At 46.6% G+C, this 17,067-nt stretch carries 18 protein-coding genes; 4 read left to right on the top strand and 14 right to left on the bottom strand.

Going from position 1 to position 17,067, the window contains the following annotated elements; all coding sequences use genetic code 11:
* The first annotated feature begins 576 nt into the window (after positions 1-576).
* Positions 577-816, top strand: a complete 240-nt coding sequence (locus VLG36_04720) for a hypothetical protein (protein ID HSW78076.1) — start codon at positions 577-579, stop codon at positions 814-816.
* 1,419 nt (positions 817-2,235) lie between these two features.
* Here VLG36_04720 and VLG36_04715 read toward each other — a convergent pair.
* Complete coding sequence (locus VLG36_04715) at positions 2,236-2,868, bottom strand: hypothetical protein (protein ID HSW78075.1); 633 nt, start codon at positions 2,866-2,868, stop codon at positions 2,236-2,238.
* Between the two features lie 142 nt (positions 2,869-3,010).
* Between VLG36_04715 and rsgA the strand changes: the two genes are divergently transcribed.
* Both rsgA and VLG36_04705 read left to right on the top strand, forming a co-directional pair.
* Positions 3,011-4,075 (top strand): ribosome small subunit-dependent GTPase A, encoded by a 1,065-nt coding sequence (gene rsgA / locus VLG36_04710; GenBank protein ID HSW78074.1) that lies wholly within the window; start codon positions 3,011-3,013, stop codon positions 4,073-4,075.
* A 191-nt stretch (positions 4,076-4,266) separates the two neighbouring features.
* A complete protein-coding gene (locus tag VLG36_04705) occupies positions 4,267-5,163 on the top strand; it encodes an amino acid--tRNA ligase-related protein (GenBank protein HSW78073.1) in 897 nt (298 codons plus the stop codon).
* 100 nt (positions 5,164-5,263) lie between these two features.
* On the opposite strand, the gene VLG36_04700 is transcribed toward VLG36_04705, so the two are convergent.
* Entirely contained in the window at positions 5,264-5,941 is a 678-nt protein-coding gene (locus tag VLG36_04700) for a hypothetical protein (GenBank protein ID HSW78072.1), read from the bottom strand.
* Positions 5,942-6,557: 616 nt separating this feature from the next.
* Entirely contained in the window at positions 6,558-7,163 is a 606-nt protein-coding gene (locus VLG36_04695; GenBank protein HSW78071.1) for a hypothetical protein, read from the bottom strand.
* Positions 7,164-7,289: 126 nt separating this feature from the next.
* Here VLG36_04695 and VLG36_04690 point away from each other — a divergent pair, with 126 nt between their 5' ends.
* Positions 7,290-8,303, top strand: coding sequence for an alpha/beta hydrolase (locus VLG36_04690; GenBank protein ID HSW78070.1), 1,014 nt, complete (start codon positions 7,290-7,292; stop codon positions 8,301-8,303).
* Positions 8,304-8,509: 206 nt separating this feature from the next.
* Here the strand turns inward: VLG36_04690 and VLG36_04685 are convergent, their stop codons facing one another.
* The 11 genes from VLG36_04685 to VLG36_04635 all read right to left on the bottom strand — a co-directional run bounded on the left by VLG36_04685 (position 8,510) and on the right by VLG36_04635 (position 16,946).
* Positions 8,510-9,772 carry a hypothetical protein gene (locus tag VLG36_04685; protein HSW78069.1) on the bottom strand — a complete coding sequence of 421 codons (1,263 nt, stop codon included), beginning with the start codon at positions 9,770-9,772 and terminating at the stop codon, positions 8,510-8,512.
* A complete protein-coding gene (locus VLG36_04680) occupies positions 9,769-10,290 on the bottom strand; it encodes a sigma-70 family RNA polymerase sigma factor (protein ID HSW78068.1) in 522 nt (173 codons plus the stop codon). Before VLG36_04680 ends, VLG36_04685 begins: the two co-directional genes overlap by 4 nt.
* A 65-nt stretch (positions 10,291-10,355) precedes the next feature.
* Positions 10,356-10,964 carry a L,D-transpeptidase family protein gene (locus tag VLG36_04675; protein HSW78067.1) on the bottom strand — a complete coding sequence of 203 codons (609 nt, stop codon included), beginning with the start codon at positions 10,962-10,964 and terminating at the stop codon, positions 10,356-10,358.
* A 71-nt stretch (positions 10,965-11,035) separates the two neighbouring features.
* Complete coding sequence (locus VLG36_04670) at positions 11,036-12,238, bottom strand: hypothetical protein (GenBank protein HSW78066.1); 1,203 nt, start codon at positions 12,236-12,238, stop codon at positions 11,036-11,038.
* A gap of 80 nt (positions 12,239-12,318) precedes the next feature.
* Entirely contained in the window at positions 12,319-13,260 is a 942-nt protein-coding gene (locus VLG36_04665) for a hypothetical protein (GenBank protein HSW78065.1), read from the bottom strand.
* Complete coding sequence (locus VLG36_04660) at positions 13,257-13,781, bottom strand: sigma-70 family RNA polymerase sigma factor (GenBank protein HSW78064.1); 525 nt, start codon at positions 13,779-13,781, stop codon at positions 13,257-13,259. Before VLG36_04660 ends, VLG36_04665 begins: the two co-directional genes overlap by 4 nt.
* A gap of 164 nt (positions 13,782-13,945) precedes the next feature.
* On the bottom strand, positions 13,946-14,569 hold the full coding sequence (locus VLG36_04655; GenBank protein ID HSW78063.1) for a YdeI/OmpD-associated family protein: 624 nt from the start codon (positions 14,567-14,569) through the stop codon (positions 13,946-13,948).
* 132 nt (positions 14,570-14,701) lie between these two features.
* Positions 14,702-15,103: a hypothetical protein gene (locus VLG36_04650; protein HSW78062.1), complete on the bottom strand. Its 402-nt coding sequence runs from the start codon at positions 15,101-15,103 to the stop codon at positions 14,702-14,704.
* Between the two features lie 47 nt (positions 15,104-15,150).
* Positions 15,151-15,765: a TetR/AcrR family transcriptional regulator gene (locus tag VLG36_04645; GenBank protein HSW78061.1), complete on the bottom strand. Its 615-nt coding sequence runs from the start codon at positions 15,763-15,765 to the stop codon at positions 15,151-15,153.
* A 152-nt stretch (positions 15,766-15,917) separates the two neighbouring features.
* Positions 15,918-16,289 (bottom strand): hypothetical protein, encoded by a 372-nt coding sequence (locus VLG36_04640; protein HSW78060.1) that lies wholly within the window; start codon positions 16,287-16,289, stop codon positions 15,918-15,920.
* A gap of 417 nt (positions 16,290-16,706) precedes the next feature.
* On the bottom strand, positions 16,707-16,946 hold the full coding sequence (locus tag VLG36_04635) for a hypothetical protein (protein ID HSW78059.1): 240 nt from the start codon (positions 16,944-16,946) through the stop codon (positions 16,707-16,709).
* Positions 16,947-17,067 lie beyond the last annotated feature (121 nt).

Here is a 17,067-nt window from a genome sequence, read left to right as displayed (position 1 = left end):
CAAGAAGGTATCTACCACCTCAATTAAATTCTTGATATGATGAGAACGTAAAATACGCATGTTGCTTCTCCTTTTTTGTTTTGTCACTTCAAGGATAGCAGATGCGTATTTGCATTTGGAGGGTTTTGAGACTCAGGTTGTTTACAGTCAGCCTCACTCACTGAACTTACGTCTCGGTGAGAGAGGCTATTAAACGTATGAATACGGTTATCTTGCTCACTAAGCTTGAGAATTACCTTCTTCCGAGACAGTATTGTCCAATAAAGACCGTGAAGGGTGTGAAGAAGATTGCCATTGCTGATGTCACGCGTTCCACTGTCTAAGGGGTGGGTTAAGGAGTAGGTCCTCTAAATCACGATAGCAATACTATAACCAGCCTAAGGCCATTTTTTATTTATAGCGCACCTTTAGAATATAAATACTTTGCACTCTAACTATAGTGGAGGCCACTCAAGAGATGAGTAGCAAGAAAGAAAATACTAGCCAAATGAGATAATATATCGTAAAATAATTATTGTTTTCATTTCACTACCGACGAGAGGAAGTATCGTGGTCAGAGGGATCGGAAGAGCCGGTATGAACCAGAAGGCGGCGGACGAGATGATCTTCGGCATTCTCCAGAGCATCGCCCAGCGAGCTGGTGGCACGATGGTCGCCACCAAAGGAGACTACCGTACGATCGAGGCACGAGTCGCCGCCCTCCTCCGTGTACCTATGTCCCACAACGCCATCGGAGAGACGATCAACGGTCTTCAGAAGCAGGAGAGGATTCGCCGTATTGGCACCGACCGCACCTCGGTCGAGGTCTACAGCTGATCGTCTGTGAATGATTGACCCGTGATCAGCCTGGTATATTAGCCAGGCTGATCACGGAAGTTTGATAACCTCTCAGTAGAAATACTTTGCAATTTCCTTATGCTAGAATGTGTCGAAATAATCCGACAATCAATAATGGTCAGTATTGCCTTGCCGGGCCTTTTATTAAAAGTAACGTCAAGTATTTGAGTGGGAGACTGTCATATACTGACAGTCTCCCACTTGATCTCTCGCCTTCAACCAGCGCGGATAATGCAATGAGCACGCATCCCCGCAGCAGTCACTTAGCTAGCCCTCTCCCGTTCGGCCGCAGTTCTCGAGCAACCCTTTGGAGAGCACGAGTTGTGGTTGGAGAGCGTCGCATCGGTGTTCGCTGGATTTCCCCAACAAACTTTACCAAGCTTGACTGTACACTTCCCATCAGATAGCGGTAGACCAGTAGGTTCCGGGCTTTCTGAAGTGGACATACTGCATCCCTTTCGTCGAGGTAAATGCTGCCTTGCTAGTGACCCTGAATGAATTCAGAAGATCTTATTGAATATATAATAAAATAAAGTTTATGACAAATGGACTCAACGTAATCTCGCATAATCTTCGAATAACATAAATATAAGCCCAAGGGGAAGAATCTCAGATCACATCATTAGTGACAACGAGATTCCTCCCTTGGGCTCTACATCAGGGACAGCTCAGTATCTACTGTTTGCCAGCTGTCTTATTACTATGTCCCCCTCGCGGCCGTAGTTCTCGAGCAACCCTTTGGGGAGCACGAGTTCTTGTCGGCAGCAGTGGCGTCGCGATCTACGCGCCGTCCCCAGCAGACAAGGCCGCTGTCGACCGTGCACATCCCCTCACCCGTCGGTGTAAGTGGACCGGTGATAGCATCCTTCCCACCGTGAGATCTACCACCATGGCCTGCGGACATATCATCCTCGATTCTCGATGACGGATAAAACCTGAACTGCCATATTATACCTTAGTCAATCCTATTTAGACAAGAGACTTTATATGTTGTAGAATCAAGGAATTTCTTCCGCCAGGTAAAGCGGCTTGCTCGAAAAAAAGGAGCCCTGATGATGTCGATCTGATGTATCGTATTTTCCTTCGAACCAATACTAGATAACAAGGCTACTACTAATAGCTATGTGCTAGTAAAATACCCCGCGGCTTATAGTCGCGGGGATCATAAGATTACCCGCAGATCCTCTGATAGTATTGCGGACACTGGAAGTCAGACACAAAACCGAAGACCTATAAATGCACAGATAATCGTATCATAAGTAGTCTAAATCGTATTGCGCTGAATAAACCGATTAGCTATTAGGTGGACACCAGTACATGCATAATAAGGTAAATACCTAGTGCTCATTTGTAGGCTGGGTCATCAATGCTATGCTATGATATGGCGAATATTTTTTCTTAGGTGCAGCGCGTTACTAGCATAGTAATATAGGGCGTTAGGGTGGTTCCGGTAGACTGTTCGATGTTCAGGTTAATCCCCTGTCCCGTCTGTAGATACATAGTCGCAGTAAGAAACTGTTGGGATTCTGTAACACCATCCCCTATCGCTGGGCGAACATCAGCGAAATTAAATTGGCAGCTGGAGAGTATTTGTAGAGTGATCGGACCGGTTAGTCCCGCGTCTCTCCAATAAACACCTGCCGTCACCGAATAAACGCCAGTCTGTAGTATAGTCACGATAGATGGTGAGCCGCTATTCCAACTGATACTTGCAGTATCCAGCTGTGCGGTAATACCAGTAAAAGCCACTTGGGTGAATGTCTTATTCAAGATAGTAGGGCCACTCGCCTCAACTCCTATATACGCCGCTATGCTAGTAGGAGTGGGAAGCTGAGCGGCGGCAACGCGACCGCTACCATCTAGACCAGCATACCCGCCGGATTGGTTCTTGTTTGCAAGTAATTCTGTCCCGATATTAGTAACGGCTGAGGGTGTGAGAGTCCCGTCACTGTTATGCGCTACTCCTAAAAACTCATTGAGTAGCGTACCCCAATTGCCGTCATCACCGTTAGGTACAGGTAATCTTGCCATGCTTGAGCTCATTGTATCAGGTACGTAACATCAAGCACAAGTACTTTAGAAACCTCAAGATATGTGCCTCCTAAAATCCAAAACCAATAAATAGTCCAAGTTTCATAAGCGTTATTAGAGTGAATATTGTAGTATTAGGGTAATGGATCAACTTACTAAATTTGGCTGGACAGCAAATCTCTCTGAAATATGGGCGCAGTTGGACTTGAAAGGTCTCTATCCGGCGCGCATTGTGGCGGATTTCGGAACGTCGTTGAAGGTGGCTCTTCCTGATATTCGTGTTGCCGAACTTTCAGGAAAGATGGCGCATTATACAAACCGTGATAATGCGCCAAAGGTTGGCGACTGGGTCGCTGTCCGACTCTTAGATAATGGCCCTGTTGTTATAGAGGAGGTCTTGCCCAGGCGTAATGAAATTACTCGTAAGATTGCAGGTAAGCGAACTACCAAGCAGGTCATTGCGGCTAATGTAGATGTCGCCTTTGTCTTACTGGCGCTTGATGATGATTTTAGCATTGAACGCCTACGTCGATTTTTATACCAACTTTCTGTATATGCCATTCGTCCCGTTATTGTACTGAATAAAGCCGATAAGACTGATACCATAGCTACCTACACCGATCAACTCAAGGAATTTAATTTACCTATTGTTATCGCAACGGCTACCACCGGAGCTGGTATTGATGAGATTTTAGCCCATATACAGCCTGGTGATACTGCTATCCTTCTTGGATCATCTGGAGTCGGTAAATCAACGATTACGAATAGAATGCTTGGTGAAGAAGTGCAGAATACCCAGGCTGTTCGTAGTTCTGACTCAACAGGAAAGCATACGACGGTCCACCGTGAATTGTTCGTACTATCTAACGGTGGCATGCTTATTGATACGCCTGGCATCCGTGAATTACAACTATGGGGCGATGAGGGTGATCTTGATGAAAACTTCAGTGATATCGTTCTTTTAGCAAGTCAGTGCAAATACACATCTTGCAGCCATACTCATGAAGCTGGTTGCGCCGTGCTGCAGGCACTACGGTCTGGTACTTTGGACGCATCTCACTATGCAAGCTATCAAAAAATGAAAAGTGAACTAGGCGGACTAAAGGCTAAAAAGGATGTTCGGGTGCGTCAGGACAACAGACGGTCTCACAAGGCTGTCACCGACCAGACAAAAGACATCTTGCGAGAGATGCACAACGATATATAAAACAAGGTTCCGTGCTGCATACGATTTTGGATTACTTGTGCTACATATTGACTCGTGTTACACTCAGGTTTAATGCATAAGCGAAAGTATTCCAAGGTATGAGAGCACGTACTTCGGAAATTGTATTTCGTAAAAATAGCCCTATGGGGCTATTTTTTTATGCAAAAAAATAATCCTAAAAAGGAGGCCACATGAACAGTAACTATAGAGGTGTTGAAGATAGCGAAGCGTTTAGTAAGGTTGCGAACAAGCTTCGTAGCTTCTGTCTTAGCAAGGGTTTTTGCGAAGTTCACACTCAGGATAGGCTGAGTATCTTAGCCGCCTGTGAAGATCCGGAGACGGTTGCGACGTATAACTACATGGGTCAGGTATGGCCCCTGCCCCAAACAGGTCAGATGTGGCTCGAGTACGAACTACTCACCCGGCCAAAGTTACCTGGTGTGTTTTGTGTCAGTACGAGTTATCGCAATGAGCAGCATCCTGTTCCGGGCCGACACAAACTGATCTTTCCAATGTTTGAATTTGAACTTAAAGGGACAGTCAAAGACCTTGAGGACTTTGAGACCGAACTGCTCGAATACCTTGGTTTCGGTGATAGGAAATCATATTACTATAAGAAATATGACGAATTAAAAAAGTACTATAAGGTACACGAGCTCTCTCATGTTCATGAGGGTAAGATGCAGAAGGACTTCGGACCTGTCGTATTCTGTGAAGAGTTTCCAGTATATACATCGCCTTTTTGGAACATGAAGAAAAAAGGTGCTGAGCACGCGAATAAGATCGACGTCATTTTGTATGGTCATGAAACGATCGGAAGTGCCGAACGAAGTACGAATATACGAGAAATGTCGGAGAATTTCTACTCTATAAGCGACGGCAAATATGCCGAGAAACTATTCGAACTTTTCGGTAAAGAACGAGTCGAAAAGGAACTGCATGAGTTCTTGGGTCTTGAGTTCTTCCCTCGTGTCGGTGCGGGTATAGGTCTAACGAGACTGATTGATGCAGTCGAAAAACGCGAGACCGCAGCTGCAGCTGAAACGGCTGATCAAACAGGTGCATCGACAGTTCTAGTTACGGTATAGACTGAGTCAGGACTGACAATGGTTTTATCGGTTGGGTCTAAAAAGAAAACTCCCGGTAACTCAGTGAGCTACCGGGGCGTTCCCTTCTTTCGAATGCATCTTACTTGTGTATTCCGACGATCGCCTCGGGCCCCATGAGCTCAAGGATTACCTCTGCCGTGAATACGAGTGCGAGCAGCGCCGCCTCATTGGCTTTGGGGTGTCCGGCGGCGATACGCTTCACTTCGCGGAAAGCGACGGTCGGGTCGAACCGAAAGGCGAGCATGCCAGTCTCGCGTCTAAGCTCGTCGTGCGCCGTAAAACCGTAGCCACTGTTCAGGCTCACGCCGATGAGGCCACCGATATGAGGACCTGAAACGCCCAGGATCGCCTTGGCTACACGCATCGATTCGTCAAGGTCGACGAAGTTGACGGGTAGAGTCCGGGCCCACGCAGCGATGTTCCGACGAATCATCATCGGAACCTTGAAGCCGATAGCCTCAAGGAACTTGTAGCCGCCTGCGTGAACGTTGGTTAGACGTTGCTGGACGAACCCGTTCATCGCAAGCTCCAGGGCACCGCACTCTTTGTGGAACAGTGAGTGCAGGTGATGTAGCGCGTGGCTGAGAAACCGACCTCCAAATAGGTAATTGTGCATGAATCCGAGACTCAGTGCACCTCCAGCTAGGCCGGCTGCACCGCTGAGCCGATCATCAATACAGATGACATGCTCGTTGGTGTACGGCGCATAGCTTGAAGGGAGACTCATGAGCCTGATGCCCCGAGCGACTTCGTCCACGTGAGCCTTCAGGTTGACAGGATCAAGGCTGCCTCGCGCGGGTGCATGATCACCGAGACGAAATACTCGGGGGGATGCCGTGTGCAGCATGTACGTTTCGTGCCCTTCTAACTGGACGCTTTCGAATGTTAGGAACTGAGGTATTCTACACCTTTTACTATTGTTTTACAATATTTTGCAGTAAATAATAGGTCACTTTGTACGATTCATCAAATCAAATAATAACTTCGCTATACAAGAAAATAATTTTGAGCAAATGTAAGGTTTATTGGTGGGTACGACGCTTTTCGCATCGTACCCACGATAATCTAGTTGATTAGCTAGAGAACCGCAAATTCTACTCCTCGTAACCGGGACAGTAGTACTCCATGTCATCCGACGTGTAGTAGTGCCAGCCGTGTTTTATTTTGTCGATCACTTTCCAGCAAGACCGCCAGGCAGCCACGAAAATGCCCTTCTCCTCATCGAGCGGATGCTCCCACGGATGGTGTGTTTCGCTGTCGAGACACAAGATGAGGTCTTTTCATTTGATTAATTCGAATAAAAAGATCACATCTCGCACCTTCTTGACGGGTAGGGTCGGGGGTTCGCACCCCCGACCCCGTCGTACACTCTTCTAGGCGTGCAGGTGGCGCGAACGCTTCAGGTCCCATCCGTCGCTTTCGAACGAGGAGTGCGAGTTCCAGCTGCCAACTCGCTCTGGGTCGCGCTTAATGCCATCCCGCGCGAGTATCTTAGCCATCTGATGACGGCTCACCACGCGAAGCTGAGTAACCTCCCCTCGGTAGACATCAGCCTTGGCATGTCGAGTTGGCTCAGTAGTGAGCGCGCGGCAGTAAATCTCAAGCGTGAGACCGTCCTCGCCGAACGCTTCGATTGAGGAAACTGAAAAGCGATTGGCTATGGAAGGCGCAATGAAATGAAGCTTCAGCCACCCCTCTGGGTTGATCTCCCATGTGCTGTCGTCCGGTGCCTGACGACCTTCATGAGCGTCGAGCCACCTGTTGTTGTAGCCGATACGCGTCGGAGTCGTGATAGCAGTTGAAGCAGTGTTGTTGTGAATCCACACTATGAACTCACCATTCACTACTGGTAGGTAGAGTGTCTTGCTCTGCATGTGATATGCCAGTGACACTCCTGCTCCACCGATACAAGCCCAAAACTCAATCGCTTCTGAAACGGGCTGGACGTGGTCGATAGAACGATAGTTGGATCGAGCCATGAAGATCACCTTCGGTGTCCGGGCGCAGCGATGCGCTGACGTGAACGAGTGTACAATGCTACGTTATTATATTTTATTGTTTTTCGCAAATGATAATTTACAAGTCAGCTGTCATATAATAGGCGCATGAGTGAAATACGACGAGGTATCGAACGAGGCTCGAAACTCGAGTATGAAGAGGATCGTGAGCAATTCCTAATTCTGCCGGATGGTCGCAGGATGGCTTATAAGAATAGAGGGCGTGAAAACGACTATCCCATCTTTTTCTTACATGGCACACCCGGTGGCAAAGACGGGCCACTGCCACGTAATCTTAGCTTACGACTTGGGGGCGTGCGACTTATTGTACCTGATCGTTCTGGATATGGAGGATCTGATAGGGATCCCGATCGATCCATTAGCTCTATAGCAGAAGATATTGCATTTCTTGCCGACTCTTTAGGGATTGACCGTTTCTCAGTGGCAGGCAGATCAGGTGGTGCTCCCCATGCACTAGCGTGTGCGGCGTTACTAAAAGACCGCGTTCAATCTGCGCTGGCACTTGTGAGTATCGCACCGCCCGATGCGCAGGGACTCGACTGGTATGCTGGTATGGGGCCGGGCAATGTGGCGGAATATGAGCTTGTCGACAGTTTCTTAAAAGGTAGTTTGTCGGCAACTCGCACAATTAATGCGTTGCGTGCGAATACAACCGACGCCATGAGGTCGGGCAACTTTATTGATCTTGAGCTTCGAAGCCAATTGCCACTTCCAGATCGTAGAGTTATAGGAGATGCTGCTATTCGGAGCGCACTCAATGTAGGTTTTGAGAATGCAGCAGCTAATGAAGATAATTTAGTTGTGCCTCCAGACCCTCTTGATGGCAGTAGAGCGTATGTCTCTGGGCAGTATGATGATCATATAGCATTTCGCACTCCCTGGGGGTTTGATCCAGCAGATATCACATGCCCTACACTTCTGTGGCATGGGAAAGAAGATATTTTTTCACCTTTTAGTCACTCAGAATGGCTGCAGGCAAGAATCCCTGGTTCGGTTCTAGATGCGTCGCCTGAACAAGCGCATTTTGGAGCAATAGAAGCCTTTCCATTCTTACTAACTTGGGTAAGAATGAACGCAATGATACCACGATCTCGTGATTGACATACAAACATGATGTTGTATGCTATGATCAGGTTTCGTTCTCTGAGAGGTGGCATGGCATGAGCATCATAGCATTGATGATCCTGGCACAGCTCGCCAATGTGGTGAGCGGGATGTGGATCGTAGCGAACCTCGTCGCCTCGGCGGCGGGGTATTGTTATTTTTAGGCGTCCTATTATTTAAATAACAGCCGCGCTTCGCTTGCCTTAATACTTTTTGATAGGATCATTCTCATGGATCATTTCGATCAAGAATCCAGCATACTCAACACGGTCGGAACTAATAGTCGTGCTGTTTTGACGGGCTAACTCGTAATAACGAATGAGTACTGTATCACCTACGCCTATAATAACGTTATTGTATCCAGAACTTCTTGTGGCGTTGAAAGTTTTTATTGCATCGACAGGAAGAGCTACTGAGAATTGTCTTCCTGATGTGGATACCCCCGTAATCTGTGTGCCATTGACGTTTGTAAGTTTTAACTGGATCTCGCGCACTTCAGCCTGCTTAGATATGATCTCTTGACCTAACGGGTTATTACCATTATCTTGGTAGAGATCGACAGCACCGCTTTCCACGCAACTATCCACTTCATTGCCAGCACATGGGGTGATCTGCGCGATTTGACCTTGTTTGTCTGCACCATAATACTCTATGGGGAGGTCTGCTTTTACGATGTATGTTACTCTTTTTTCAAGTTCTTCTGGATTCGTTGTGAACCTTGTCGGATCACTGGTTGCACCGACATGTTGGCGGTATTTTGTGTAGAGCGTATATAAGATTGTATCTCCAGGTCGGATATCGCTCGCTGTCGCCTCCAATCCGTTAACGACATATTTCGTTGCAGGTGTTATTTTTTGTATGCTGAGCGCATTTGTTCTACCGTCCTTAGACTGAAGAGTATCTTTAGAAAGAGATAGTACGCTGCTCGCATTTTGGAGGGCTGTCTGTTCCACAATTTGACCATCCACTGGTATTTGAGGAATTACTGAGTCATCTTGTGGCGCTAGTGCTTGCTGCACGGCGCTCATTTCACAGCGGGCCTGGAGGATCTTCTGTATTTCAGAAGGATCAATCGTACTCATCTTTTTGACCTCGATCGTCTGTTTCGCTGCTTCACTGCCACAGTTCTGGAGGGAGGCAACGACCTCGACGCGTCCGGCAGCGCTTTTAACGGGTGCCTGAATATGAACGATGGGTTTCGTCCAAAGCTGAGTCAGGGCGTACGCCGTACCTGTTATAGCGAGGATTGTTACAAAAGCGATAGCGATGACTGTGAAAGTTGGCAGATGGCGGAGTCGATAGAAGAAAGATACTCTAGTAGGAGCAGGCTTCGCGGCAACATGAGATTTTAAGGAAGTATCGTAATGAATCTTATTCATAATATTATCAGTAAACGCGTCGGTTGCTCCGCTGGGTTGATTTGGTGCTGAGGCGATAACTAGCTGCTCAAATGTAAAACGGTTCATACTAGTTTCTCCTTTAGCTGAGCTTTTGCTCGACGTATCCATGTTCCTATCGTGCCTGTTGTCGTATCGTACTGCTTGGCAATTTCGCCGTAGCTCTTCCCTTCCCAAAAATATGCTTTAATCACAGCGCCATATTTTGGAGGTTCAAGCGTTGTAATGGCATCTCGAATAACCTGTCTCTCGTCTTCTTCAAGATTCACTGGCATTGTTTCGTCCGCGCGTAATTCGATTTCTTCGACATTTACCTGATGTTTATTCTTACGTAAATAATCGAGCGCGGTATTGGTTGCGATTCTGTAGAGCCAGGTTGAGAACCGTCCCTTGTCTGGATTAAATTTATTCAGTTGATAGTACGCTTTGATAAATGCTTCTTGAGCTATATCTTCTGCTTGCTCTCGATCCTTCACTATATGTTCGCAGTGAATAATGAGTCCTGTTTTGTAGCGGTCGACAAGGCTACGATATAACTCGTTATCTTTCGTGATGATTGCTTCTATTAGTTCTTTTTCATCTGTCATATTTGCTATACGCACTTCATGGCTGATTTATTTCAGTAATCACGACATAGTTTAGGTATTGTATCCTATTCTACCACCGTGACAGTGGTGCTAATCGGTGCCCACCCATAAAGCCACGTTATAGTATCTAGCGGAAGATGGACGCAGCCATGGGATCCACTCGTTTTATAGTCGGGACTTCCGAAAGGAAACGTTTGCCACGATGCGTCATGAAAACCGATCGGGCCATCGAATGGGATCCAATAGTGAACAAAATCATCCCAGCTGCCATTGATGTCCGACTCGCGCAGATGTTGATTGATCTGTTTAGAATAGATATGCCATGTTCCGATATTGGTAGCATCGTCAACGCCGTTTGGCGCCTGAGTTGCTCCGGTTGTGACTGCGCTCTGATTGACTAATGTATCTGTTTCGCATGCCCACATATGCTGCGAGCTAATACTAACGAGGAGTAGTTTGCTGACTGCGTTACCAGTGCAAGGAGTAGCTGCTGGCTTTACGCTTGGTGTGGGTGTTGGCGAGGTAATCTTTGGAGTTGGCTGAGTGGTCGCTGTCTTACTCTGTTCCACTGGTTTTTTAGTTGCTGGAGCTTCGGGGGTGGTTTTAGCGTTAGTGGAGTGTTGCCTATAGAGGGCGTAGTCTATACCACCGCTTGTGCAGAGTACTATTAACATTAATATAAATATGCATAGTTTCTTAATTTTTTTAGTACGCATGGACTGTATTTTTAACATATATATCCTTCTTAAACTATGTGTGTTAAACGCCAAAGAAGTGACGGTGGCGGGATTGGATGATCTAGCTCAAGATGGGTTGTGTAGCGTATTTGGCGGATAGTTGTCGATATATCCCCAGCCTCTTTCTGTCCAACTAAAACGGGAGTGCTATATATGACACTATGGACAGGCTCATCGAGCCAACGAAGTGGCATCGTGCTTTGAGATACCACCACATGAAATGTTGATGAACTCCATGGCACTGTATACGTGGCAACGGGGTCGCTTATGGTAAATAGTGGGGTGTCGACGATGTTCTGTTCGGCGGAACTAACGAGTGACGGCGTGGCATCCAGTGCTGATTCAAGCGAAGGGGTATTCATAACAGCACTAATAACCATGACTTCATGGCCGTCTTTTATAGAGTGACTTATCCCTATAAAGCACCCGCCTGCTTCTGGTGTGTTGCCAGTCTTGCCGCCAATAATATTGTTGGTGCCGAGAAGCGTGTTGACGTTATGTACCATCCCGACAATGGGCAGCAAGGCGCTTTCCTCGGACATAATAGAGGCAATGACTGGATTTTTAAGTGCGGCGATACCGAGCTCGATGAGATCGTGCGAGGTGCTTGTCGTGAGTGATGAGAATCCACTTGCATCTGCAACATTGGTTGTCTGCATGCCGAGCGACTTGGCAAGCTGATTTGCTGAAGCAATGTAGGTGGGCATTGAGCCGTAGGCCCAGGTGGCGAGTGTCGTGGCCATGTTATTTGCGGATGGCAGTAGAAGTGCCTCCAAGGCTTGACGTTCAGTAATGGTCTCACCTACAATAACTGGCACAATCGAGCCACCTCTTGCCTGTTCGCTTTCGTAAAAAGCGACATCAGTGTTATCGAGTGTTAAGGAAGTACCCTGGCTGTCTGGAGTGAACGGTTTTGCTCGCAATACGGTCAGCGCGGTTAGTAGCTTAATCGTACTGGCGGTTGGTCGTGGAGTATCATTGTGACTTGCTAGCACGCCCCAGGCAGATGTTCCAACTGCGGCTGATCCAACGTCCGGCCAGGCAATAGTTGATGCTCCTGTCTCAAGCCGTGGAGGTGTGATTGACTGTGGTTTGATGAGCGGGAGCGGGCGAAGCAAGGCATAGGCAACGTAAGAACTGACTAAGAGAACGAGTAAGAATATTACGTAGAGATAATAATGGTGTGAATGCGGTTTGTGTTTGGTTATCATGAATACACTTTCTATTTCTTATACGGTTAGAAAGTAAAATAATTTCAAATAGAGCGTCTTTTTAAGACGCTCTATGAATTTTAGTGTTTATGTGAGAGATATTGTTCGGCGTTACAATACCCACTTGTGTCTGTCGAGCACGGAACGACTTGCTCAAATTCTTTACCATTATATTTTTGGTAGTTCACCGCCGCCGTGAAATCGTTCGTATTTTTAGAGATTGATACAACAACCTGGGCATTGGTATTAACTTGGTCGGGCTGAATTGTTTCCGAATGTGTCAGAGCATCACCGGTTGCGCGGTATGAGAGAGATATATGGTCCCCAACATGGATGTCGGCAAGCGTCAGCCGCTGACTGCCTGAGAAGACGATCACATTTGGGTCTATCTTTGGGAAAGTCTGATCCACTTTCTCGATCGTATCACCCATAGGTATTTCTGAGTGAATACGTATGCCAGAACTACTTATTGCAGTGACTGTGCTATCTACGTAGCCCCCAACAACTGTTCCTTGGTTGAGTGGATTTTTATTTAACTCTCCCATGAGATTAAATGTAGCTTGCGACTGGGCAGTACTTTCGCAGTAGCCTTTGGCAATTTGTACGATCTGGTCGTTGGTAAGTTTTGATCCATTGATCACTCTGTAATAATAGGTAGACTTATTTTTGTCGTATGAGGTTAGAGTAAGCGCACTTGTGATCGTACAGTTATTTGTGTTCACAGTAACAATACGGGCATTATCTACCTTTTTCTCACCACCGAAGAAGGCTTGAATGCCACTCCATCCACCAACGGCGGCATAGGAAGTTCCTCCAATTGCTAAACACGCAACGGCAACACTAAAAACCATTGCTGGTTTTTTTAGTAGACCCATAGTAACAAGTTCCTTTGATCGTGAGAACAACGTACGACGAGGTCGGTCTTCTAACTTACTTACAATAGTTGCGGTAAAGGTTTTAGAGAGCTCGCGGCGAGGTGCATGGTGATATTGTTTTAGTAATGTCTCTAGATTGTCTTTCATGACAGCTCCTTTCTTAATATAGCTTTTGCCCGATGAAGCCAGCCTTTGACTGAACCTACAGGTACTCCAAGAGTCTTAGAGATTTCTTCGTAATCTAATCCCTGCCAGTAGTAGAGGCTGATGGCGGCTTGGTAGCGTGGAGTAAGCTGAAGTACGGCATCGTACAGTTCTTGGTGAGTACTTGTTTGATGGGGACCTGGATGTTGAGATACTACAGTTTCAAATAGGGTATCGTCGGTCGTTATCTCGTGACGATGCTTCTTTAGCACGTCGAGCGCTTTATTCGTTGCTATCTTAAAGAGCCAGGTACTTAACTTATACTCTGTATTGTAGTGATCAAGTTTGTAATACGCCGTAATAAATGTTTCTTGGGCAATGTCTTCAGCGGTATCTTCATCGTGGACAATGGCAAAACTATGATAAAAAATGGCGTTTTTATAACGGTCAACCAGGATGCCATAGGCGACGTGGTCACCGTTTATGCTAAGAGCGATAAGCTCGGATTCATCTTTGTTCTGCATACTATACTTACTGCTAAAGTATACATAAAGTTACAAATAACGTGTTCGTCAGTCTTAAAAACCTCAAGTTTCTTAACGAAACTTGAGGCGGAAGAAGTGGTTTGGGGTATACGTACTAGAAACTGATACTTTGAGAAAGATCGATCCCAAGGTCGTATATCTTTTTATTTTTCATACTTCCAGAATCGACCCTTTGCCTCGGAGATCCACTCTATGGCCTCGGTGACTCGCTGTTGTCGTGTCGTATCTGTCTTTGCACTTTCAAACCAAACAATATAATTTCTGCGGAATGACGGTGATTGATTTTCGAAAATCTGTTTGGCTGTAGGATTTTTTGATAATGCTTCTAGAAAGTATTCTGGGGTTTCTACTGGCTTGCTTCCTGGCGCGGCTTTGGCTGTCTTATCTAGTTTCACGCCTCTATCGTTTAAATCCATTGCCTCTTTTATAAAACTCGCAAGCTCTTCATCCGATGGCAGATCGGACATGCTTGTGATTTTGCTCATGAATCGCTGTCCAGGCTTTACCTTTTTACCTCCAGCAAATCGGGGATCGCTCATGAATTCAGACTTAATGAATGTGAGCGAACAGTGATTTTTAGAAGAAGCTAAGACGCACATGAAATCCTTTTTGTAGTCGAAATGTGGGATAGACCACTTAATCGACTCCACGACATCGGGGCAGTTTTTGTGTATTTGTTCTCTAATGTGGTTGAGAATCGGCTTGGCAAAGTCCTCAGAATTTTCGATGTATTCCGTAACTTTTGGATTAGTATTATCGGTCGGCATTTATACGTTTCTCTTTTCAACGTATTGTTTGTTATGCGGTAGTTAGTTGCTAGATGCTCTCCCTTTCGTCGACGCCGATATTATGTAAAACCCGATTGTATGGATCGGGTTTTACATAAGGATCCCTTTCGACTAAGCAGGCATATAATTGATGTCTATTTTGTGGTTATCAAGGTCAGAAAAAGCACGGGCATAGAGACCTATCTCCTTCTCCTCAACAACATCTCCAAATGGTTTTGCTCCAGCGGCAATGGCTTTGTCGAATAGTTCGTCAACCTCTTTGCGACTGTTGACCGACATCGATACACTCGCTTCTGTTACTTTTGAAGCATCGGCAAATTCACGGTGTTCACCGATCATTTTGAAAAAATCTTCACTGCCTATAACGAGCTGTACGTTTTGCGCTATGTTGATAAAAACGTTCTGTTCGGTGCTATATAGTTTATTGATATCGAAACCTAGCTTGACGTAGAACTCGCGGGCTGCGGCTACGTTTTTCGATGGTAGGTTTATAAAGACGAATTTACTAATCATGTGATCTCCTTTTTTGTTAAATATGTCATGTCGGCGTTATTGTAAAATTATGTTTTCGTCACGCGCCTCTCCTCTTTTATATTACGGTGCGGCTTAAGGGCGAACAGTATATGGTATCGTATGTAATCTTCGATTGGCATTTCCTGTGCCATGGCCCATACGTGGCCTGCACCATGTAGAAGCATTTCGAGATGTCGAGCAAGTTCGGGTATATCGTCGATTTCTCCTAACTCACCTGTTGCCTGTGCATTTTGCAATAGCTCAATGACTTGCTGGTGGCGATGTTCAAATGAGATCTGGTAGTTTTTGTATAGATCTTCATCCCGAAAATCCATGAGAAGGAATTCCTGACCATTTGCGAATCGCTCGAGAGTAGTAGCGAATGCGAGCTCGGTTGTGAACTGCGCAATGATTGCTTCAATGGGTGAAGATGTTTCTTCCATAGCCTCTTCTACTTTGCTGTTTGTGCGCTCCAATGCGTAGCGATCAACTTGCAGCATCAATCCCTGCTTAGTTTTAAAGCGACGCACGAGTGCGGCGGGCACTAGCCCGATGCGTGTCGCGAGTGTTTCGAAGGTCAGTCCGCTTAAGCCATGCTCCATAAGTAGTTCGTAGGCTGCGGTAACGATAGTTTGATCTGAAATGAGTTTAGGCCGAGCCACAGGATTCTCCTATTAGTGAATGCTTGTTCACTAATATAAATGAGACTTGCCATCATGTCAATGCATTTTGATCATTTTTATCGAGTAAATGTATTTCAAAAGGGCTTTTTAAGTAAAGCTGGCCCAACCCGGAAGCCGGGTTGGGCCGTTTGTCACAGGTAGGAAGCGATCTTGGCGAGGAGCTCCTGGCCGCGTCCACCGTATTCGGTTGAAACTACCAGGAAATCGTGCCCGAGAACGTTCTGCTCACCTGTTCCAGGCGAGGGTGCACCGAGTCCTTCTCGCGTCTCCTCGGCCGCCGCACGACGACGGGCAGTGTGCAGATCGACGATCTGTCGACTGTTCACGTCCTCTCCCCGCCTGACGAGCGCCACGATTTGCTCCGTGCTGCCGGCGCCGTAGTAGTGGTCGTAGTGGTACGGCTTGAGTTGGGACGTAGCCAGATCGATGCCCAGAGCTCTTCCTTCGAGGTAGCTGAACTGCCTCTGCGCTGCGAGGTGACCTTCGGCCTCCTTGATGCTCATTGGCTTCTCAGTGTACTGAAGGAACCCCAGACCTTGGGGACTTGCCGCGTTGAATAACGTGGCAAGGAGTCGGGCGGAATCCAGCCCGGCTACATTGATCGGACCGCTCATTTTGCTGCACCTCCAGGTTGGATGGTTCTTCCTGACCTTGAGTGTAGCACTACTACTGAGTTTGCATTTCAATTATTATATTATTTGATAATGCATTTTGAATCTATATTAGGGGAATCTCCATTAAATACTTATAAGCTACTAGAAGTGGGAGGCTCTATTGAATAGTGCATCAAGATATATTTTATTAATAAGATTCGTGTCGATGACCATGAGGTGTGGGGATTTCCACGCCTCATGGGGTGAGGGACACACCAGTACCGCGCCTAATCTTGCGTCGTTCGCTTCACATCGGTTAGGTTTCTCCTACCGAACCGCAGCGTCGCCCAAGATAGGTGGCTGCGAATTCTTCAGATCATCCATGGCGATCTGATACTGCTCGGGGCTTACCGTCTCATAGAGCGCGACGATCGCGTCGTACGCCTGCTGATCGGTGAGATTACTCACCGGTGCAAGCCAGTCCTGATTCTCCACGACATAGACTTGTCGGAAGGTTGACCAGCGCGGTGGCTTAATGAGACGGTCTATCCAGGTGGTGAGCTTCATTGCTCAACTCCTATCTTTTCTCAAGTTAGTTCTTCGCAACTTGTACGAAAAGTTCTCAGGATGGCCAGTCCGACACCTCCATCTGCGATTTCTCGCGAAGTTAAGTGAACTCTGTAGTTTG

It is taken from the genome of Candidatus Chromulinivoraceae bacterium (assembly GCA_035478595.1).
GTDB lineage: Bacteria > Patescibacteriota > Saccharimonadia > Saccharimonadales > Saccharimonadaceae > CAMLKC01.
This window is presented reverse-complemented; position numbering and strand designations above follow the sequence as displayed.